We start from the raw sequence: 19308 nt of genomic DNA, 5'->3' as shown, positions 1-19308 counted from the left end.
CAACAAAGAGATCCTGACCATGGCATTGACCCGCGAACAGATGGCGCAACGCGTCGCCCGTGAACTGAAGGACGGTTACTACGTCAACCTTGGCATCGGCATTCCGACGCTGGTCGCCAACTACGTACCCGCCGATATGGACGTTATGCTGCAGTCGGAAAACGGCCTGCTGGGCATGGGCGAGTTTCCGACCGAAGGCACCATCGACGCCGACATGATCAATGCTGGCAAGCAGACCGTCACCGCCCGTCGTGGTGCCTCGATCTTCGACTCGGCCCAGTCGTTCGCCATGATTCGTGGCGGCCATGTCGACCTCACCGTGCTGGGCGCTTTCGAGGTGGACGTGGAGGGCAACATCGCCTCGTGGATGATTCCCGGCAAGTTGGTCAAAGGCATGGGCGGCGCCATGGACCTAGTGGCCGGAGCCGAGAACATCATCGTCACCATGACCCACGCCTCCAAGGACGGCGAGTCCAAGCTGCTCCCGCGCTGCAGCTTGCCGCTGACCGGTGCGGGCTGTATCCGCAAGGTGCTCACCGACCTGGCCTATCTGGAAATTGAAAACGGTGCGTTCATCCTGCGCGAGACGGCGCCAGGGGTGAGCGTCGAGGAAATCATCGAGAAGACCGCCGGCAAGCTGATCGTGCCCGATGATGTGAAGGAAATGACCTTCTAAGGTCATTCCCCATCCCCTGTGGGAGCGGATCTGCCCGCGAATGCATTGGCCAACTGACTGCTGCATTCGCGAGTGAACCCGCTCTCACAGGGTTTTTGCGTTTCCGGCAGATTTGCCGTTGCAACCAATAAAACCAATAAAAGGAAGTTTACCGTGGCCGCTGAAATTCAAGACAGCCGCTCCGCCCGCTTTGCCTTGCGCTGCTCCAACTGGGCCGAACGCTGGTTCCCCGACTCCTGGGTATTCGCTGCCCTGGCGGTGATGCTGGTGTGCCTGGGCGCCCTGGTCATGGGCGCCAAACCGACCGACACCGCCAAGGCCTTTGGCGATGGCTTCTGGAGCCTGATCCCATTCACCATGCAAATGGCCTTCGTGGTCATCGGCGGCTACGTGGTCGCCAGCTCGCCGCCGGCTGCGCGGTTGATCGACCGCCTGGCACGCCTGCCCAAGAACGGCCGCTCGGCTGTGTGCTGGGTCGCGCTGATTTCGATGTTGGCCTCGCTGCTCAACTGGGGCCTGTCGTTGGTGTTCGGCGGTCTGCTCGTTCGCGCCCTGGCCCGCCGTACCGAGCTGAAGATGGACTACCGCGCCGCTGGCGCAGCCGCCTACCTGGGCCTCGGCGCCGTCTGGGCACTGGGCCTGTCGTCTTCGGCCGCGCAGTTGCAGGCCAACCCTGCCAGCCTGCCGCCGTCGATCCTGTCGATTACCGGTGTGATTCCGTTCACTGAGACCATCTTCCTCTGGCAGTCCGGGGTGATGCTGGCCGCGCTGGTGATCGTTTCGTTGGTGATCGCCTATGCCACTGCACCCGGCCCGAACAGTGCGCGCAGCGCCGAGGATTGTGGCGTCGACCCAAGCTTCACCGCGCCGCCCGCGCCTCAGCGCACCCGCCCCGGTGAGTGGCTGGAATACAGCCCGATCCTGATCCTGCTGCTGGTGGCGCTGGCCGGTGGCTGGCTGTACCAGGAGTTTGCCACCAAGCCGGCGATCACCGCGATTTCCGGGCTGAACACCTACAACCTGTTGTTCATCATGCTCGGCGCCTTGTTGCACTGGCGCCCGCGCAGCTTCCTCGACGCTGTGGCCCGCGCCGTGCCGACCACCACCGGGGTCCTCATCCAATTCCCGCTGTACGGCTCGATCGCCGCGATCCTCACCCAGGTCAAGGGGGTCGATGAGCAGACCTTGGCTCATCATATTTCGCTGTTCTTCACCCAGATCGCTACCCATGACACCTATGCGTTGCTGATGGGCGTGTATTCGGCGGTGCTGGGCTTCTTCATCCCTTCAGGCGGCGGCAAGTGGATCATCGAGGCGCCGTACGTGATGATGGTGGCCAATGACTTGCAGTACCACTTGGGTTGGGCGGTACAGATCTACAACGCCGCCGAAGCGCTGCCGAACCTGATCAACCCGTTCTACATGCTGCCGCTACTGGGCGTGCTGGGGCTCAAGGCACGTGACCTGATCGGCTTCTCGTTCGTGCAGTTGCTGGTGCATGTACCGTTGGTGCTGGTGCTGCTGTGGGCATTGGGGACTACGTTGCAGTACCTGCCGCCGGTGATGCCTTGAAGTGACGGGCTGTTGCTGAAAGCCTCATCGCTGGCAAGCCGGCGATGAGGCCAGTACGGACAGCGCGATCTTTACGTTTCGATGACATATCGATAACGATTCTTATCCGAGATTCGTTTTCATGTGAATGCTGCCAAACGGCAGCCATGGATTTTCATCGGACGTACAAGGAGTAAGGCAGCGATGTTCGCGCCCATCAGCCGTTCCATGACCCTGACCCTGGGTCTTTGCACCACCTTCCTCAGCACTGCGACACTGGCAGAAGACAACGAACCAAGGCCGCAGGAAGGGGTGCTGGAACTCGGCTCCACGCAAATTCTTGCTCAAAGCCTGGGCAGCACCACCGAAAACAGCGGGTCTTACACCACGGGCAGCATGAGCGCAGCCACGCGGCTGAACCTGTCGATCAAGGAAACTCCGCAATCGGTCTCGGTGATCACCCGTCAGCAACTCGATGACTTCCAGCTCGACACACTGTCCGAGGCCATGGCGCACGTCACGGGCGTCACCGTGCAGCGCAACGACTCGGAGCGGCCGACTTACTACTCCCGTGGATATGCCATCAACAACTTCCAGATCGACGGGATGCTCAACACCTTCTCCGGGCTCAAGTCGGATTCGGACACCATCATCTATGACCATATCGAGGTCGTGCGCGGCGCCACTGGCTTGACCACCGGCGCGGGCGACCCGTCTGGCACCATCGCCATGGTGCGCAAGCGTCCGACCCATGAGCTGGCGGTCAACAGCGGTGTCAGTGCAGGCAGCTATGACAACTACTACAGCCACCTGGATGTCGGCGGCCCGCTGGGTTGGGAAGGGCGCCTGCGCGGTCGCACGGTGCTGGCCTACCGGGACAGCCAGTCATTCATGGACAAGTACGCCACCCAGCGCGAGGTGGCCTATGGCATCGTCGAGGCAGACCTGACCGACAGTACCGTGCTGGCGGTAGGCTACGATTACCAGAACAAGCATGTACAAGGCGCGTCCTGGGGCACGGTACCTTACTGGAGCGCCGATGGCGGCAAGGCCGATCTGCCCCGTTCGACCAACCTGGCTGCGCCCTGGTCGTCCTGGCCACTGAAAGACCAGGCCTTGTTCGCCACCCTCGACCAACGCCTGGGTAACGATTGGCTGCTCAAGGCGGCCTACACCCATCGCCAGACCGACAGCGACGGCAAGGTGTACTACGGCGGCAATGGCTTCCCCGAGGCCGACCGCAGCGGCATGAAGGCCTGGTCCAGGCACATGTCTGGCCAGGAAAAGATGGACGCGATCGACTTCAACCTGGCCGGCCCGTACCAGCTGTTCGGGCGCAGCCATGACTTCATGGTTGGCTATGGCGAGTCCGAGCGGCGCAACAGCTCGCCCTATCTGATTGCGCTCTCAGTGCCTGATGGCTACACCAGCATTCCCGACTGGAAGTACATGGGGTCGATACCCAAGTTCTACGACATCGACACGGGCCTGGATGCTTCGCGCAGCTACATCCGCCAGAAAGCCGGTTACATTGCCACGCGCCTGAACCCCACCGACCGCCTGCATGTGGTGCTGGGCAGCCGTTACGGCAGCTGGCAGACCAAAAGCCGCGACTGGACCTATGACGATGCGCTCAATGCCGCTGAAACCCAGAGCAAGCAGACCCAGAACGACCAGTGGACACCCTATGCCGGCGTGCTCTACGACCTCACCGAGCAGTACACGGCGTATGTCAGCTACACCGACATTTTCAACCCGCAGACGGTGCGTGACGTCAACAAGCAGTACCTCGAACCTATCGTCGGCAAGGTCTACGAAGTGGGCCTCAAGGGCAGCCTGTACGACGATCGCCTCAACCTGAGCACGGCGGTGTTCCGCAGCAAGCAGGACAACGTCGCCGAACAGGACGACTCGGTGCCGCCGGGGCCGGACGGTGAAATCTATTACAAATCCGGTGGCAAGGGCGTGGTGGTCGAAGGCTTCGAAGCCGAGATTGCCGGTGAGGTGATGCCCGACTGGCAAATGAGCCTGGGCTACAGCTACACCCATGCCGCAACGGGCGACAAGCAGCGCAAGAATACCGAGCAGCCGCTGAACCTAGTGCGTTTCTCCACCACCTACAAGCTAACCCCGGTCTTGACCGTGGGCGGCAACCTGGACTGGCAGAGTGACAACTTCAAGGCGGCCAATCGTCCGGTGGGGCGAGAGGCGGACGGCACGATCATCACGGTCAAGGACACCATTAGCCAGAAGGCCTTCTCGGTGGTGGGGCTGATGGCGCGCTATCAGTTCGATGAGCATGTGTCAGCGTCATTGAACGTGAAAAACCTGTTCGATGAGCACTACTACAACAACCTTGGGTTCTATAACGGGGTTTATCATGGCGAACCGAGGACGATGATGGTTAGTCTTGACTGGAAACTGTAACGCGTGAGGAGTGCTCGATGATCGAGGTGTCGCGGTTTTGGCGGGATCCAACCTTGCCTTTCGTCGAAGCCCGGCGGGTAGGGGATGGGCGCAAGGTGTGTTACGCCGCCCATTCCCATGAGAGCTTTTCCATCGGTGTGATCACTGGCGGGCGTAGCCGTTACCTGACCGGTGACACTCAGGTCGAAGTCAGCGCCGGTACCACGGTGCTGATGAACCCTGGCGTGGTGCACACCTGCAACCCGATCGAAGGGGAGGCATGGTCTTACCTGATGCTGTTCGTCGACCTGCCGTGGTTGCAGACGCTGGGGTTCGAACTGCCTGGGCACACCTGTAGCACGTCGCCGAGGCTGTACGGCCGGCTGTTGCAGGTGTTTGCCAGCTTGTTCGACGACGCTGAGCCCCAGCGTGAGGCGCTGCTGGCGACGTTTTTTACAGACCTGCCAGGTTATCTTGGGGCACCTACGCGCGTCAGCGCGTCAGGCCATCCGCGTCTAGAGACGGCCGCTGCCTTCATTCGTGCGCACCGCACCGACCCACTGAGCCTTGAAGATATCTGTGCCGCTGCCGGGCTGTCGCGGGCCTATCTGATCCGCGCATTCCGACAACGCTTCGGCCTTACGCCCCATGGATACCTGGTTGATCAGCGGGTTCAGCATGCCCGGGCGCAATTACGCCAGGGCAGGGCGATCGCCGAGGTGGCAGTGGAGGCTGGGTTTGCGGACCAGGCGCATCTGCAACGGGTGTTCAAGCAACATCTGGCGGCGACGCCTGGGCATTATCGTGATGCTTGAAGTGGGTTGTGAGCAGGCTGATAGGGTCTTGACTGGTTAAACGACACGTTGTCGGATCATGGTGTCGGTACCGATTTTAATGCAGCCGGCCTGCCGAGGTGATGACAGTGGTACCAGGCAATCGCATCGAAATCTTGCGCCCTATTTGCGCGATAGTCCGGTGTCCCCCTTTGTCGTCCCAGCAGGATTTCTGCCCTGATGGCTGACAGCTGGTGCATCGTTGTAGCCATATACCGCGGCGCTCCAGATGAAGCACGGGTTGCTCGAACAGCGGTCGAATCGATCATCCAGGTGTGGGGATCGATCAAGCCTTTGTCATTGAGTCTGAGGTGCAATCGTCTGAGCATCTGATCGAATGTTCCGCGGTTTCTCCAGACCCGGAAGCGGTGATAGACCGTCGCCCAAGACCCGAAGCGCTCGGGCATATCTCGCCAGGCTGCTCCTGAGCACAGCACCCAGAGCACACCATCGAGCATCAAGCGATCACTGCTGCGGGGCCTGCCCCTGACGTGGGCTGCCGTAAAGAGATCGGCGACCACTGCCCACGCCTCATCCGAGAGTTCATAACGCTTTGCCATCACAGAATTCCTTTCCGCAGATGGCCGGCGACTGTACAGAACCCCGGCTGTTCCGGGGGCCACATTTCAGTTTCTTGGGATTTCAGACAGAGCCTAGGTGCGCTGCCCATCTTTGGTTGGGTGGGGTTTATGGAGCGCTTACAACACTACACTGGAAATAGTATGGTTGTTCAATACTTCAACCTCTAGGCTCTGTACGAAAAGCCTTGAAACTCGGTGATGCTGTGTTGAAAACAGCCTCGGAGTGCTCATTTACAACCCGTAAACTCCGCTTCCTCGGCTGTTTTCGCCTTGCCTGACCTTCGTCTCAAGACTTTTCATACAGACCCTAGATCTGGATATTTCTCTACCACCTCTAGCCAAACAGCATCGTCTGCCTCCTCTTTTACACGATCGCGCTCTTCGCCTTGGGCGGAATCGAATATGCATTTAAACTCGTCCGCGGCCCTAATCAATTGATTACCCCTTACATTTCATGTTCTTCATGGGCATCACGCTTCCAGTTTTCCCCTTATGCTTGTCTATGAAATCACTGGAGTGTTTATTTGCAAACATGGATTCGTGCCAGTAATAATCACTATCTTTTATCCAGGCATGGCGATTCCCATTGGCGATCGCCGCAAGCGGCGTCAAGTTAACGCCGTACCTGAAAAGTATTGAAATAAGTTCTCGCGCATTCTCTTTTGAGAGTTTTCGCCTGTCTATTTTTATACTCAGCCCTTTACCGGTTCCGCGGATATCGACTATGGCGGGATTAGAGGTGATACCTTCAAAAAAGCGAACTTCATCCAAGTTGGAAAAAAACTTGGGAGCTTTATTAATATGTTCATTTATCTTCGTCTCCCACCTGGATAGACATTCTCGTATTCGCCTTTAGGTTTTTGTACATCCCAGTGTGGCCCACCATGAGCCTTTGATCCAGGACCCTCAGGACCTGTAGGAACCCAAACGTTATCATATTTGTCGAGCCATCCTTATCCACGCCCATCATCAAGTTTTGCCCAAGTCTCTCCAAACTTGCATTCACAAAAGCCTTCTGCCTTTCCAGGCTTTCCCGGGGATTTAGAACCATGGGGATCATGGGCATCCTCAGGCGGGCGGCGAACTTTATACTTATTGTTTGCTAACCCTAATGGGTCAACCCAGAGGACCGGATTGGCCGTATACGCAAATAAGTTAATTCCGCCTCTGTAGCTTATTGGGTTTTTGTTAATAAATCGCCCTGCTTTAGGAGCATAGTATCTATGTCGATTGTAATGCAGCCGAGTCTCATGATCGTGGTACTGCCCCTGGAAGCGAATCGGGTTACTCAGGCCATGCTGCTTGGCCCGACAGGCTGGGAGTGCTTTCGTCATGGAACACGCAGTGCACCCAATCCTTGCCACGCTTTTTCAGCTCATGGCCCTGCGACTGGATCAGCCGAACCAGCGACACCTCACGCTTAAGGCGTTCCAGTTCGGCTTCGGGGATGCGGGCCATCGGGGTTTCTCCAAAATACGTCAGCGCTTGTTTGAGGTTTTATTTTGATACCTTACACTGTGTCAAAGTCAAACCTTATCAGAGACAGGGCACACAGTTATGGAGTCCGAAACGATCTGGTTCCTACCCATGCATTTCCCCACACGCCTGATTCAGTTGCGCAAAGCCGCCGATCTCACCCAGCAAACTCTGGCTGACACCGCGTCAGTGCACGTTAATCAGATTCGGCGTTATGAGACAGGGACGGCTCAACCAACCTTAGAAGCCCTGATCCGGCTTGCTCAGGCTCTGCACGTCAGTCTGGATGATTTGGTGTTTGCAGAAGGGGAACGCGGGCCATCCGACGACTTGCGCCTGCGTTTCGAGGCCATTAGTCATATGCCCGAAGCCGAGAAGTCAGTTATCAAGGCACTACTTGATGGGATGATTCTCAAATACCAGGCGTCGCGAATTATGGGGACAAGCAGCAACAACCAAGCGGGCAGCTAAGAAGAAAAACTAACGCAGATAAAACAACACCGGCGCAAGGCCGGTGCTGGGAGAGTGCTACCACTGTACAGTCAACTGAACTCAATTGATTTCAGCTGCCCCTTGCCATCGCACAAAATAATGACCGTACCGTACGGACAATCTAGGGTTATTACCCTGTCCTTGAGCTCATTATCAACCATTCCGGATGCCTTACGAGTAGGGCTGTCAAATCTAATCTCTAGAAAATAGCCCTCCCCATTTGCTTGATTTGGCAAGGCATCTTTATTGCCTTGCTCAGACAAGATTTTTTGAATTTCCTCAATATGAGTTGACGCCATAAGCCCTCCGCGAACTCAAGGTAACGGTATAAAAACGCCTTTGCCTAATAAGTTTTTAACTTGATTATGTCTAATTGGTCCAGCGAAAATAATTTTCATCTCGTCTCTTGGCGCAGCAATTCGAATCACCTTCCCTTCAATTTCTTTAATTACATTGATATGCCCTGTCCTTGCGTCCATAAACCGAGTAGCGCTGGGGTTATTGGCAAGTTTCCGCAAAGCATCGGCATCAAGCTTTCCTGCAAGCTGACCCATTCGAGGATCGTTGAGCTGGCCAAATACGCGATCAGCAATTGAGAAGTTTTTTGCGGAACCAGCAATTTCGCCTGCGTCTTTTGCACCATTAAATCACTTCGATTTCAAGGACTTCTCTTTTATATAGTCATTCAAATAGCTATCTATGGGCTTTGCTGTTCCAAGAACATGAAGCTCACCAGACTGCCTATCAATTAAAAACGGGGCATTCCCTGCGAGCTGAGTTGACAACTCACCTGTTTCCAAAAATTCTTTTGATTGGTAGCAGAAATACCATCCCTCGGAAAATTCTCCCTCATATGTAATTTGCAAAGGAACTTCGGAGTCCTTTAGATATTCCTTCGCCAACTCCAAGGCATACGCATAAGTGACCATCAATTTGTCCTCAATAGCTGCAGTGTTTTGAAATTACTAAGGTTTGCTGGCTTCCCGGTCTGCCCATCAAGGAATCTAACAACACTGTTCTGATTAATCACATTGAACACATGCCCTGGCTGACCCGGCCCATAAGAACCAAACACGATACCCCGAGCACCATTGCCGGAGCTTGCCATTTGTTGCGCAATATTCTCAGACGCTATTACAGGGCCAAATTTAGAGCTGAATTGCTTTTCCAGTATACTCAATGGAACACCTTTCGTATGGTTGATTGGCAATGCAGATGCAGGATTTTCCGCCAGTGTCGCATCAGTAGCAATAGAGCAATTGACACAGTTATGAGCTCGACCTGCCTCTGGATAACCCGGATTAACATTCTTTATTGATCCGGCAGTTTGATCGGCCACATCTGTCGCTTTTGGGTCGCAGCAACTTTCTTTTGCTAATCCTAGTTGATCAATCCGACTTATAGGGTTTGGAGTATATGCATATTGATTTAGCCCCCCGGCATAGCTAATGGGGTCTTTACAAATGAATCGAGCACCCCGAGTATCATAATACCGATGTCGATTGTAATGCAGCCCCGTCTCGTGATCGTGATACTGCCCTTGGAAGCGAATCGGGTTACCCAACCCATGCTGCTTGGCCCACTCCGAACGCTCCTCCCGCACCTCTCCCCACGCCTTGTACTGCCCCGCCCAGGCAACGTTGCCGTGCTGATCGGTCAGCTCCATCGGCGTGCCGAGGTGGTCGCAGTGGTACCAGGCAATCGCATCGAACGCCTGCGGCGGCATCGTCGTTTGCCACAACGGATCCTGATCGAAGTCGTACTCGCGCTGACGCCAATCCGGCTGCCTGTGCAGCACGATCGGGCGCTTGCGCAGGGCCTGGGCCACCGGCACGAAGCTGCCCGGTTCATACAGGTAATGCACAGTACGCCCGGTATTGCCATCGTCCCGCTTCCGGCCGGTCCCAGTAGTGCGCTACCGTATACTTATGCAGCCGGCCGCCAAAAGTCGCGGTGCGAACAGTACGGAAAAGTGCTTCCCAGATATGTCAGACGCAGTTCGACACGACTCGTAGGATGCGGACTACATCAGGCGGGATGAGTAAACGTGGCCTTAAAAGGTGCGAGATTCGTGGGCAGCCTCCGCTCATTTTCACAAGCATCAAGTAACCTGTGCTGCGTTCGACCAGCGTACCCACCGCAGAAGCATTGGCTTTGCCTTTGATAAGGTCGCCCTCCCAATGGCATGGCATTTGGCGATCTTCCACCTCGGGCGGGCGAACGTGAATGCTGACCAAGTCGGGTATTTGACCACGGCGATCCACCCCGCCAGAACGTGGGCGGCGGTTGGTTTTGCCCTGTCGCAGACAGATGATCAACTCCTTGCGAAGCTCGCCCACCGGCAGCGCATAAATGGCGCTGTAGATCGTCTCGCGACAGACGTATGCATCTTCAATATTCGGAAATTCCATGGCGTTAAGCTTGCCGGCAATTTGCTGGGGAGAAAAGCATTTACGCAGCAGATAAACCACCAGGTCAAACGGTTGGCTTCCGGGCAGCAGCTTACGCTTGGGGCGGCAAGCCAGGCGCCGGTGTCGCATGTGCTGATGAGCCTGACTCGCCGAGTACCGGCCCGCCTCAGGGGCGTTGCGACGAAGCGCTCGGCTAATGGTCGAGGGGCTGCGATCAAGCAGCCTGGCAATAGCCCTCTGGCTCATGCCTTGGAGTTGGCCAAATTGAATCGTGATGCGCTCTTCGATGCTGAGTTCTTGATAGGACATAGGCACACTGTACCGGGTTGGTCAGGTGTTGCACTCAGTTTTTGCCGTCGCCCTATGTTTATGCATTCAGCTTCGCCCGAGCCTTGTCAATGGCGTCCATAAGCACACGAGCATCGTCCACCGTCAGCTTTAAACTTTTTATTCCGCCCATCATTTCGACAGAGCGAGCCAAAGCGTCAAACATCAGATTAGCCTGCTGAAGGCCTTCAGACTCCTTAAACTCACGAAATGGTAACTGCACACGCAACTCAACAACATTATTTGATTTATGGTAGCGCTTAACCTCCGGATAGTCCTCGACTATATCATCCGGCATAACAATAGATATAAAACTCCACTGTTTCGCACCACATGATAGGTCTACACCTTTAAGCAACTCAGAGATGATAGGCTCTACCGCTTTGCGAGCAGCTCTCTCTGAGTCACCTACTTGCACATCCTTCTCACTTGACATCCAGAAATCCATCAAAACCTCCTAGTAATCACTTCTATTTAGCGGGGGTCTATCCCCACCATTTTTAGCCTTGTGCTCAAGAATTTTCTCATGTTGCCAAGAGTGCATCTCCCTCTTACTACCGGATGCTTCCCTGAACATTTCAAGATTATTTTGCCGCATATACTTTTCTGGATAACGCCGCGTACCCATGGTGGTTTCTCCATATTTCATTATTTCACCCGTATCGCGATCCCTAAGCGTATATCCAATTGCTGGCTTGGTAGTGTTATGACTATTTCCATGGGTACCCTCCGTCTTACACGGACACGGTTTCGAAGGATCTTTTCCCGCACCAAACTGCCCATTCGCCTGCCGCGGCTGGCCTTTCCATAGCCCTAACGGGTCAATCCATTCAACAGGGTTCGGTGCGTAGACAAACAGATTGAACCCACCGATGTAACTGATCGGGTCCTGATTCAGGAACCTTCCAGCTCTTAGGTCATAGTACCGATAGCGGTTGTAGTGCAGCCCCGTCTCGTGATCGTGATACTGCCCTTGGAAGCGAATCGGGTTACTCAGGCCATGCTGCTTGGCCCACTCCGAACGCTCCTCCCGCACCTCTCCCCACGCCTTGTACTGCCCCGCCCAGGCAACGTTGCCGTGCGGATCGGTCAGCTCCATCGGCGTGCCGAGGTGGTCACAGTGGTACCAGGCAATCGCATCGAACGCCTGCGGTGGCATCGTCGTCTGCCACAACGGATCCTGATCGAAGTCGTACTCCCGTTGACGCCAATCCGGCTGCCTGTGCAGCACGATCGGGCGCTTGCGCAGGGCCTGGGCCACCGGCACGAAACTGCCCGGTTCATACAGATAATGCACGGTACGCCCGGTATCGCCATCGTCCCTTGGCGGTGAGCTTTCCCAGGCCAGGGTGTCGCCGTCCCAGCCGAACAGGGTGAATCCGCAACCCAGTTCACGTTGGCGCTTGGCCCGCTGCATCTGGTTCCAGCCGGTACCCGCTTCCGGCCTATCCCAGTAATGTGCGACCGCGTTCTTGTACAGACGTCGACCCAGGGCGTCGTAGGCGAAGTCGACCTTGAGCTTGTCGTCGCTGTAGCTGGCCAACCGGTCGAACAGGTCCCAGGTGAAGTGGGCGTGCGCGCCGTTTTGTAAGCGGTGCACCAGGTTGCCGCGTTCGTCGTACTTGTAGTGGGTGCCGGCATATTCACGCAGCAGGTTGTCCATCAGCTTGTTGCGACGTGGGTCGGCTTCCAGCGGGCGGTTCAGCTCCTGGGTCTTCTGGTCCAACAGGTTGCCGGCGGGGTCGAAGGCGAAGGTTTCGATGCCCAGGCGGCTGGTGGCTTTGAGCAAGCGGCCGACGGGGTCGTACTGGTACTCCAGCGGGCCGCGTCGGGTGTCGTGGATGTTGGTGAGCTGGCCGGCGGCGTCGTAGCGGTACTGGCGCTTGAGCAGCGTGGATTGGCTGTCGTGGCTGCCGAGCCACTGCTCCTGCAAACGCCCGACCGGGTCCCAGGCTTGGGTCTGCATCAGCTGGTTGCCCTGGTGCCGAACCCCTTCGCGGTGCAGGTCGTCGCGCTCGTAGGCGAGCATTTCGTGGTGGTCGAGGGTCATGCCCAGCAGGTGGCCGCTGCCGTAGGTGAGCCAGCTGACTTTGTGGCCGTCCGGGCGGAGGGTCGAGATGCGCTGGTTGAGGGCGTCGTAGGTGTGCTGCCAGACCGCAACCATCGGCGAACCCGTCATCAGGTAGTGCTGGTGCTCGCGGGTCAGGTTGCCGGCTGCGTCATGGAACCACTGCAGTTTGCTGACGGCGTTGATGGCCTGGATCAGCTTGCCGTTGCCGTCGTAGGCGAAGGTTTCGGTCTGGCTCTGATCGCCCAGGCGTGCGGTGCGTTCGACCAGCCGGTTCATGCGGTCGAAGCGCAGGTCGAGGCGGCGTTGGCCGACCTGGGTGGAGGCCAGGCGACCGGAATACGGGTCGTATTGGTAGCGGGTCACCAGACCATCGAATCCAGTTTCCTGGAGCAAACGACCTACTGGATCGTAGAAGAACGTCGCCTTGCTTTCGTTTTCGTTCTCCAGGCCGATCAGGCGTCCGAGCTTGTCCCAGCGGTAGCGCAGGGTGTGTTCGTTGGCGTCGATGCGCTCAGCCAGCAGACCGGCGGCGGTGTAGGACCAGGAGGTGCAACGATCAAGGCCATCGGAGTGAGCCAGCAAGCGACCTTCGGCGTCGTAGTCGAAACGCTCTTCGGTGTTGTCAGGGTGGGAGACCTTGGCCAACTGACCGGTCTTGTACTCATAGGCGGTTTTGTTGCCTAGTGCATCGGCGAACTCGATCAACTGGCCGAAGGCGTTGTAGGCCCAAACACTGGTCTTGCCTGAGCAGTCGGTGTACGCCAGCAATTGCCCTGCGTCGTTGTAGGCGAGTGTCTTTTCGTTGCCGTTGGCGTCCTTGATCGCCTTGACCAAGCCCGCCGGGGTATAGGCAAACTCGGTCTTGTTGCCCAGCGGATCGGTGGTCTCGACCAGGTTGCCGCGCGCGTCGTAATCGCGCAGCCACAGCCCGCCTTCGGCATCGCGAATCTTGATCAGTTGGTCGTGGTCGTCGTAGGCATAGTGCTCGACGCTGTGATCGGGGCGGATGTGCTGCAGCAGATTGCTGCGCTCATCGTAGGCGTAACGGTCCTGGCTGCCGTCGGCATGGACGTGGCGGATGACGTTCTTGCGTGCGTCGCGGAACAGCCATTCGGAGTTGCCGTCCGGGTGCTTGATCCGGTAGGTGTAGCCTTGGGCATCGTAGTAATGCCAGGTTTCCTGACCCTGGGCGTCGGTGACGTAGGTCAGGCGGATGCGCGTGTCCCATGCCAGTCGGGTTTCGAAGCTGCCATCGTCGGCCCACTCGCGAATGACCTTGGCCTTGGCGCCAGAGCCATCCCACTGCAGGTTCATCCCGCGACCCGTACGATCGGTGTAACGGGTGATCAGGTGATGGCGGTAGCGGTAGTGCCAGGCGGCGCCGTTTTCATCCTGGGCGCCGATCAGGTCGCCCTGGCCATCGTAGTGATACCCGCACAGCTGACGCAGCGGCTTGCCGTCGACCACCTGCCACAAGCCTTGAATGTGGCCGTGATCGTCGAGCAGGGTGCCCAGTTGCAGGTGGACCTTGTTTGGGTCGTTGTCGAAATAGGTGTTGATGTCCGACAGCACCGGCTGGTCGTGGTGACGATGCTCGTAATGCAGCATCGCCCCCGCGCCACTGCGCAGCTGGATATGGGTCAGGTAGAAGCGGTCACCGTGACGGGCATAGGTTTCCCGGCGGCTCAGGCCGCGCAGCAGCACCAGTTGCTGTTCACCGGTGCGCACCCAGGTGAAGTACTCGACTGCGTCATACTGCGGCTTGCCCTTTTTCGGCAGCGCGAAGGCATGGCTGCGTCCGTCCATGTCGTGGAACAGCAGGCCTTTGTCGACCACGTCGATGCAGGTGGTGAACTCGGTGATCCAGCGGGCGCCGAGGATGCCGTTGTCCAGCTTGTCGAGGCGCGAGTTGTAGGTGCGAGTCCACGTGACCGGGAACGGGCCGGACAGGCTGAAGTCGGTGTGCGACAGCAGCTCGTTACCCAGTGCATAGCCAATGCTGTGCGCCGTGCACGGGCATGGGCCGTTCTTGCGGGGATTGGGCGCCTGGCGCACCGGGGCCTGCCGGGACAGCGACTCGTTGTGCCCCTCGCTGAGCACGTGACGGGCCTGCCGGGTGGTGTCGGCCTTGACCGCCGCTGCCATCCCTCGCTGGGGCGGGTGGGCGCGCACGGTCTGCAGCAGGCGTTGCAGCAACCAGGCGATGCTCTGTTCGCGCTTGGCCTGGCCCAGCGTGTCGAGGAAGCGCGGAACACGGGCGGCCAGGCGCTCAAGGGTATCGATCAGGGGCTGCAACAGTTTCGGCAAGGCTTCGTCGAACTGTCGCGCAACGCCGTTGTAGGCGCTCTTGAGCAGGCCTTCTCCAGCATTGGCGAGGGCCGCGGCGGCCAGGGTCCAGGCGTCGACTTCGAACAGGGAGTCGTACAGCGCCACCTGGGCCAGTTGCTGGCGGGCCCGGGCATGATTGACCTCGGCGTCGAGGTTGCCGCTAGCGGCGTCCTTGAGCAGCCCGGCCAGCCCACCGAACAGTTGGCTGGCGGTCTGGCCGGCGGCTTCGAGCATGGCAGGCAATTGCTCGAGGGCGCCGTCGACGTAGTGCTCCAGCTCACCGCGAAGGTTGGCGTGCAGGTGGCCTTCGAGGATTTCCAGGAACACCGCGCCCAAGTTGGCCCGGGGGTTGCGCCGCAGCTTCTGCCGGGTCAGGTGCAGCACCGGCCGCAGCACCATGCGCGCCCGTGCCAGGCCGAGCGGAACCGGCACCACGCCAATCAGGTTGATGCCCAGGCTGACCCATTGCAGCGGATCGTTGCTGGGATTTCGTACCAGCTCGGCGATGTCGAGCAGCGCATCCACTAGGGCGAAGGCGTTGGCCACAACCGGCACCGAGGCTTCGAGGTGGTAGCGCACCGATTGCAGGTCGAGCAGGCCGCAGCTGATGTCCTGCAGCCACTGGTCGACGGCGGCGGCAGCGGCACCGAGGTCTTCGCGCAGCAGGGTTTCCAGCGGGGCGATGGCGATCTGGACCTCGCGCTCGGACAGCGCGGATCCGGGGGAACCTTGGGGCATTTGGCAGGCCTTCCTAGCCGGGGGATTACCCCGGGAAATCCGAGAAGGCCAAAGGGTATGAGTGGGGTTACCTGACTAGATGCCAGGCAAATTCGATCCGCACTGTAGGAAAAGTCGACGCGTGCAGATCGGATCTTGTGCGCCGATCTTCCATTAAATGACCAGATACCCCGCACTGGCCACCAGCAACGCCGCCAACCCTCGATTGAACACCCGCACTCGCCGTGGGTTACCCAGATACCGTCGAATCACACTGCCGGCCCAGGCCCAGCCGGCCACCGACACGAAACAGATCGGCCCGTAGATCCAAGTGAACAACCACAGCAAGTGCTGCTCGCCACCGGTGTAGGCACCGACCCCGGCCACCGCCGCCAGCCAGGCCTTCGGGTTGAGCCATTGCATGACTGCGCCATGCCAGGCAGTGGGGGCACTGTGGTGCAGTGCACTGTTCAGCTGACCGTCATCCAGGGCCAGCTTCCATGCCATGTACAGCAAGAATGCTACGCCCCCCCAATGCAACAGCACACCAACCATGGGCCAGCGCGCAAGGAGTTCGTGCACCCCGAGCCCGACCAGCAGCAACAGTGCACAGAACCCGAGCGTGGCGCCTGCCACGTGGCCCAGACTGGCCCGCAGACCATGGCGGGCACCGCTGCCCAGGGCAACGATGTTTACCGGGCCCGGTGAAATGGAAGCTGCCAGCGCAAAGGCGGCCATGGAAAGCGCGAGAGTCATGGGTGCATTTCCTCGTGTGGAAGATGCCACGATCCTGGCCTGGTAGGTGGGCGATGTATTGAAGAAAAGTCCCTCACAGCGGCGGTTACAGCTTTTGTAATATTTTTGCGCTGTCGAAAGAACCCACGGTGATTGTAGGATCACCTTCCTATTTCTTGATCAAGGTACGTATGAGCACCTTCGCGGAGCCCCCCAGTCTCCGGCCTTCCTGGCCATCCTTCCCCCGTCCTTGTGACGCTTTCCCCGTGAGTACCCGCTAATGGAATGGCTAGCCGACCCCACGGCCTGGCTGGGCCTGCTGACGCTTATCGTCCTCGAGCTGGTGCTGGGTATCGACAACCTGGTGTTCATCGCCATTCTGGCCGACAAGCTGCCACCCCATCAGCGCGATCGCGCGCGGGTGATTGGCCTGAGCCTGGCCTTGATCATGCGCCTGGGCCTGTTGGCCAGTATCTCGTGGATGGTCACTCTCACCGCGCCGCTGTTCGAGGTATTCGGCAAGAGCTTCTCCGGCCGTGACCTGATCATGCTGTTCGGTGGTGTGTTCCTGCTGTTCAAGGCCACCATGGAGCTGCACGAACGGCTGGAAGGGCACGTGGCCCAGAGCAGCGGGGTGGCACGCCATGCCGCGTTCTGGCCTATCGTGGCGCAGATCGTGGTGCTTGATGCGGTGTTCTCGCTGGACGCCGTGATCACCGCCGTGGGTATGGTCGAACACCTGTCGGTGATGATGATCGCGGTGATCTTCTCGATCGGCATCATGATCGTGGCCAGCAAGCCGTTGACCCGCTTCGTCAACGCCCACCCCACGGTGATCATGCTGTGCCTGGGCTTTTTGATGATGATCGGCTTCAGCCTGACCGCCGAAGGCCTGGGCTTCCATATCCCCAAAGGCTACCTGTACGCGGCCATTGGCTTCTCGCTGCTGATCGAGCTGTTCAACCAGTTGGCCCGGGCCCGTCGCAAGCGCAGCCTGCAACAGCACCGACCGCTGCGTGACCGCACCGCCCATGCCGTGCTGCGCCTGTTGGGCGGGCGACGGGTGGAAGCTGACGAGGTGGGCGAAGAAATTGCCGACCTGGTCGAAGGTGGCGAGGAGCAAGTGCTGTTCGACCGTCGCGAGCGGGTCATGATCAGTGGTGTGCTGAACCTGGCCGAACGGCCGATTCGCACAGTGATGACGGTGCGTACCCAAGTCGATGCCATCGACCTGGCGCAACCGGCCCAAGCCATTACCCAGGCGCTGGCCCATTCTCCGTATTCGCGTCTGCCGTTGATTCGCGATGGCCGGATCGACGAGCCGCTGGGCTTCGTGCACAAGAAGGAACTGCTCAAGGAGCTGTTGTCAGGCAGCCAGTTCGATCTCGAACGCATGGCACGGGCGCCGCTGAACCTGCTGGAGAGTTTCAGCATCCTTAACGCGTTGGAGCAGATGCGCAGCCAGTCGACCCACATCGCGTTCGTGGTCAACGAGTTCGGTGATTTCACCGGTCTGCTGACTATGACCGACATCCTCGAGTCGATTGCAGGCGAGCTGCCCGATGCCAGCGAAGTCGAGGGCCCAGGCGTAGTCGAAGACAGCGATGGTTTCGTGGTCAACGGCGCCCTGAACCTGAGCCAGGTGCAGGCGCGAACCGGCTTCAGCGCCCGTGCCACCGAGGACTACCAGACCCTCGCGGGCCTGGTCATGAGCTTGCTGGACCGCTTGCCGGTGGTCGGTGACCGTCTGGCCTGGAATGGCTGGGTCATGACGGTGGTGGCGGTGGAGGAGCGCCGGGTGCGCCAGGTGCGCCTTAAACCGGACGACGACGTTGGCGTAGCAGGTGCTTGATTCCTTCGAGCACCAGCACCAACACCGCGGCCCAGATCGGCAGGTAGGTCAGCCACTGGTCTGGGCCGATGGTCTCGCCCAGCAGCAACGCTACACCTACCAGCAAAACGGGTTCCACATAGCTGAGCAGGCCAAACAGGCTGAACGGAAGCAGCCGGCTGGCAAGCACGTAGGCGATCAGGGCGCAGGCACTGATCGCTCCCAATAACGGAATCAGACCGTATAGGGCAGGGTGCTGCAGCAGGTCGTTGGCGCTCAGGGGGCCTTGGGTCACAAAATACACGGCCCACGGCAGCAGCAGGCACATGTCGCACCAAAGCCCGCCCAGGTGGTCGGTGCGACAGCGGCGACGCAGCACGAAGTAGATCGGGTAACCGAGGGTCACCAGCAAGGTTTCCCAGGCGAAGCTGCCGTTCTGGTACAACTCGTGCCCCACGCCCAGCGCGGCGCAGGCCACTGCCACTTTCTGCAGGCGGGACAGCCGTTCGCCGTACACCATGCGCCCGGTCACCACCATCGCCAGGGGCAGCAGGAAGTACCCCATCGACACTTCCAGGCTACGCCCGTGCAGAGGAGCCCAGAGAAACAGCCACAACTGCACGCCCATCAACCAGGACGTGCCAACCATGCCCAGCAACAGCAGCGGATTCTGCCGCACTCGGCCAAGCAGCCCGCCGACCAGCTTGATGTCCTTGGTCAGCAGCATGAACAGGGTAAGGCAGGGAAGGGTCAACAGCGTGCGCCAGCCGAAGATTTCTTCGCCGTCGAGCGGTGAGAGCAAAGAGGTATAGAAGTACATCACAGCGAACAGACAGGACGCCATGACCGACGAGAGAATGCCTTTTGACACGA

Annotated in this window: 15 protein-coding genes and 6 pseudogenes; 6 read left to right on the top strand and 15 right to left on the bottom strand. The window is 58.7% G+C overall.

The window, feature by feature from the left end; all coding sequences use genetic code 11:
- The first annotated feature begins 19 nt into the window (after window positions 1–19).
- From C4Q26_RS27140 to C4Q26_RS27125, 4 genes are all read left to right on the top strand, one after another.
- Complete coding sequence (locus C4Q26_RS27140) at window positions 20–676, top strand: CoA transferase subunit B (RefSeq protein ID WP_023380384.1); 657 nt, start codon at window positions 20–22, stop codon at window positions 674–676.
- Window positions 677–829: 153 nt separating this feature from the next.
- On the top strand, window positions 830–2248 hold the full coding sequence (locus C4Q26_RS27135; RefSeq protein ID WP_023380385.1) for a short-chain fatty acid transporter: 1419 nt from the start codon (window positions 830–832) through the stop codon (window positions 2246–2248).
- Between the two features lie 183 nt (window positions 2249–2431).
- Window positions 2432–4654, top strand: a complete 2223-nt coding sequence (locus C4Q26_RS27130; protein ID WP_104883991.1) for a TonB-dependent siderophore receptor — start codon at window positions 2432–2434, stop codon at window positions 4652–4654.
- Window positions 4655–4671: 17 nt separating this feature from the next.
- Window positions 4672–5448 (top strand): AraC family transcriptional regulator, encoded by a 777-nt coding sequence (locus tag C4Q26_RS27125; protein WP_023380387.1) that lies wholly within the window; start codon window positions 4672–4674, stop codon window positions 5446–5448.
- Window positions 5449–5687: 239 nt separating this feature from the next.
- On the opposite strand, the pseudogene C4Q26_RS27120 reads toward C4Q26_RS27125, so the two are convergent.
- The 5 genes and pseudogenes from C4Q26_RS27120 to C4Q26_RS27105 all read right to left on the bottom strand — a co-directional run.
- Window positions 5688–6026 (bottom strand): annotated as a pseudogene (locus C4Q26_RS27120) (IS5 family transposase); the annotation flags it as partial.
- Between the two features lie 459 nt (window positions 6027–6485).
- Complete coding sequence (locus C4Q26_RS27995) at window positions 6486–6818, bottom strand: hypothetical protein (protein ID WP_158664930.1); 333 nt, start codon at window positions 6816–6818, stop codon at window positions 6486–6488.
- Window positions 6819–6856: 38 nt separating this feature from the next.
- Window positions 6857–6943 (bottom strand): annotated as a pseudogene (locus tag C4Q26_RS29010) (polymorphic toxin type 37 domain-containing protein); the annotation flags it as partial.
- A gap of 204 nt (window positions 6944–7147) precedes the next feature.
- Window positions 7148–7354 (bottom strand): annotated as a pseudogene (locus tag C4Q26_RS29005) (RHS repeat-associated core domain-containing protein); the annotation flags it as partial.
- Window positions 7332–7505 (bottom strand): CHC2 zinc finger domain-containing protein, encoded by a 174-nt coding sequence (locus C4Q26_RS27105; RefSeq protein ID WP_023380396.1) that lies wholly within the window; start codon window positions 7503–7505, stop codon window positions 7332–7334. The gene C4Q26_RS27105 and the pseudogene C4Q26_RS29005, both read right to left, overlap by 23 nt.
- 129 nt (window positions 7506–7634) lie before the next feature.
- On the opposite strand from C4Q26_RS27105, the gene C4Q26_RS27100 reads away from it, so the two are divergent.
- Window positions 7635–7994, top strand: a complete 360-nt coding sequence (locus C4Q26_RS27100; protein ID WP_049818826.1) for a helix-turn-helix domain-containing protein — start codon at window positions 7635–7637, stop codon at window positions 7992–7994.
- Between the two features lie 71 nt (window positions 7995–8065).
- Here the strand turns inward: C4Q26_RS27100 and C4Q26_RS27095 are convergent, their stop codons facing one another.
- From C4Q26_RS27095 to C4Q26_RS27060, 9 genes and pseudogenes are all read right to left on the bottom strand, one after another.
- Window positions 8066–8314, bottom strand: a complete 249-nt coding sequence (locus C4Q26_RS27095) for a hypothetical protein (protein WP_104881831.1) — start codon at window positions 8312–8314, stop codon at window positions 8066–8068.
- Between the two features lie 15 nt (window positions 8315–8329).
- A complete protein-coding gene (locus C4Q26_RS27990) occupies window positions 8330–8569 on the bottom strand; it encodes a hypothetical protein (RefSeq protein WP_158664929.1) in 240 nt (79 codons plus the stop codon).
- Between the two features lie 93 nt (window positions 8570–8662).
- Complete coding sequence (locus tag C4Q26_RS27085; RefSeq protein WP_104881828.1) at window positions 8663–8944, bottom strand: YrhB domain-containing protein; 282 nt, start codon at window positions 8942–8944, stop codon at window positions 8663–8665.
- Window positions 8944–9225: pseudogene (locus tag C4Q26_RS28560) on the bottom strand (toxin glutamine deamidase domain-containing protein); the annotation flags it as partial. The pseudogene C4Q26_RS28560 and the gene C4Q26_RS27085, both read right to left, overlap by 1 nt.
- A gap of 156 nt (window positions 9226–9381) precedes the next feature.
- A pseudogene (locus tag C4Q26_RS28555) lies at window positions 9382–9958 on the bottom strand (RHS repeat-associated core domain-containing protein); the annotation flags it as partial.
- Window positions 9959–10099: 141 nt separating this feature from the next.
- Window positions 10100–10735, bottom strand: a pseudogene (locus C4Q26_RS27075) (IS30 family transposase); the annotation flags it as partial.
- A gap of 58 nt (window positions 10736–10793) precedes the next feature.
- Window positions 10794–11201 carry an Imm44 family immunity protein gene (locus C4Q26_RS27070; RefSeq protein WP_023380392.1) on the bottom strand — a complete coding sequence of 136 codons (408 nt, stop codon included), beginning with the start codon at window positions 11199–11201 and terminating at the stop codon, window positions 10794–10796.
- Between the two features lie 9 nt (window positions 11202–11210).
- Window positions 11211–15890: an RHS repeat-associated core domain-containing protein gene (locus C4Q26_RS27065; protein WP_158664928.1), complete on the bottom strand. Its 4680-nt coding sequence runs from the start codon at window positions 15888–15890 to the stop codon at window positions 11211–11213.
- Window positions 15891–16043: 153 nt separating this feature from the next.
- A complete protein-coding gene (locus C4Q26_RS27060; RefSeq protein WP_027907766.1) occupies window positions 16044–16625 on the bottom strand; it encodes a LysE family translocator in 582 nt (193 codons plus the stop codon).
- Window positions 16626–16884: 259 nt separating this feature from the next.
- On the opposite strand from C4Q26_RS27060, the gene C4Q26_RS27055 reads away from it, so the two are divergent.
- Window positions 16885–18456 (top strand): TerC family protein, encoded by a 1572-nt coding sequence (locus C4Q26_RS27055; protein WP_023380403.1) that lies wholly within the window; start codon window positions 16885–16887, stop codon window positions 18454–18456.
- Here the strand turns inward: C4Q26_RS27055 and rarD are convergent.
- On the bottom strand, window positions 18419–19306 hold the full coding sequence (rarD, locus tag C4Q26_RS27050) for an EamA family transporter RarD (RefSeq protein ID WP_023380404.1): 888 nt from the start codon (window positions 19304–19306) through the stop codon (window positions 18419–18421). The two genes, C4Q26_RS27055 and rarD, sit on opposite strands and share 38 nt — an antisense overlap.
- Window positions 19307–19308: the final 2 nt, after the last annotated feature.

Source organism: Pseudomonas sp. SWI44, assembly GCF_002947915.1.
GTDB lineage: Bacteria > Pseudomonadota > Gammaproteobacteria > Pseudomonadales > Pseudomonadaceae > Aquipseudomonas > Aquipseudomonas taiwanensis.
Note: the sequence above shows the minus strand (reverse complement) of the source record. Positions and strands in the feature narration are given on the sequence as shown.

Excerpts from the sequence above, each read along its gene's own strand:
- C4Q26_RS27140 (WP_023380384.1), top strand. The coding sequence starts at position 20 with ATGGCATTGACCCGCGAACAGATGGCGCAACGCGTCGCCCGTGAACTG.
- C4Q26_RS27130 (WP_104883991.1), top strand. The coding sequence starts at position 2,432 with ATGTTCGCGCCCATCAGCCGTTCCATGACCCTGACCCTGGGTCTTTGC.
- C4Q26_RS27125 (WP_023380387.1), top strand. The coding sequence starts at position 4,672 with ATGATCGAGGTGTCGCGGTTTTGGCGGGATCCAACCTTGCCTTTCGTC.
- C4Q26_RS27105 (WP_023380396.1), bottom strand. The coding sequence starts at position 7,505 with ATGGCCCGCATCCCCGAAGCCGAACTGGAACGCCTTAAGCGTGAGGTG.
- C4Q26_RS27100 (WP_049818826.1), top strand. The coding sequence starts at position 7,635 with ATGCATTTCCCCACACGCCTGATTCAGTTGCGCAAAGCCGCCGATCTC.
- C4Q26_RS27095 (WP_104881831.1), bottom strand. The coding sequence starts at position 8,314 with ATGGCGTCAACTCATATTGAGGAAATTCAAAAAATCTTGTCTGAGCAA.
- C4Q26_RS27990 (WP_158664929.1), bottom strand. The coding sequence starts at position 8,569 with ATGGGTCAGCTTGCAGGAAAGCTTGATGCCGATGCTTTGCGGAAACTT.
- C4Q26_RS27085 (WP_104881828.1), bottom strand. The coding sequence starts at position 8,944 with ATGGTCACTTATGCGTATGCCTTGGAGTTGGCGAAGGAATATCTAAAG.
- C4Q26_RS27070 (WP_023380392.1), bottom strand. The coding sequence starts at position 11,201 with ATGGATTTCTGGATGTCAAGTGAGAAGGATGTGCAAGTAGGTGACTCA.
- C4Q26_RS27065 (WP_158664928.1), bottom strand. The coding sequence starts at position 15,890 with ATGCCCCAAGGTTCCCCCGGATCCGCGCTGTCCGAGCGCGAGGTCCAG.
- C4Q26_RS27060 (WP_027907766.1), bottom strand. The coding sequence starts at position 16,625 with ATGACTCTCGCGCTTTCCATGGCCGCCTTTGCGCTGGCAGCTTCCATT.
- C4Q26_RS27055 (WP_023380403.1), top strand. The coding sequence starts at position 16,885 with ATGGAATGGCTAGCCGACCCCACGGCCTGGCTGGGCCTGCTGACGCTT.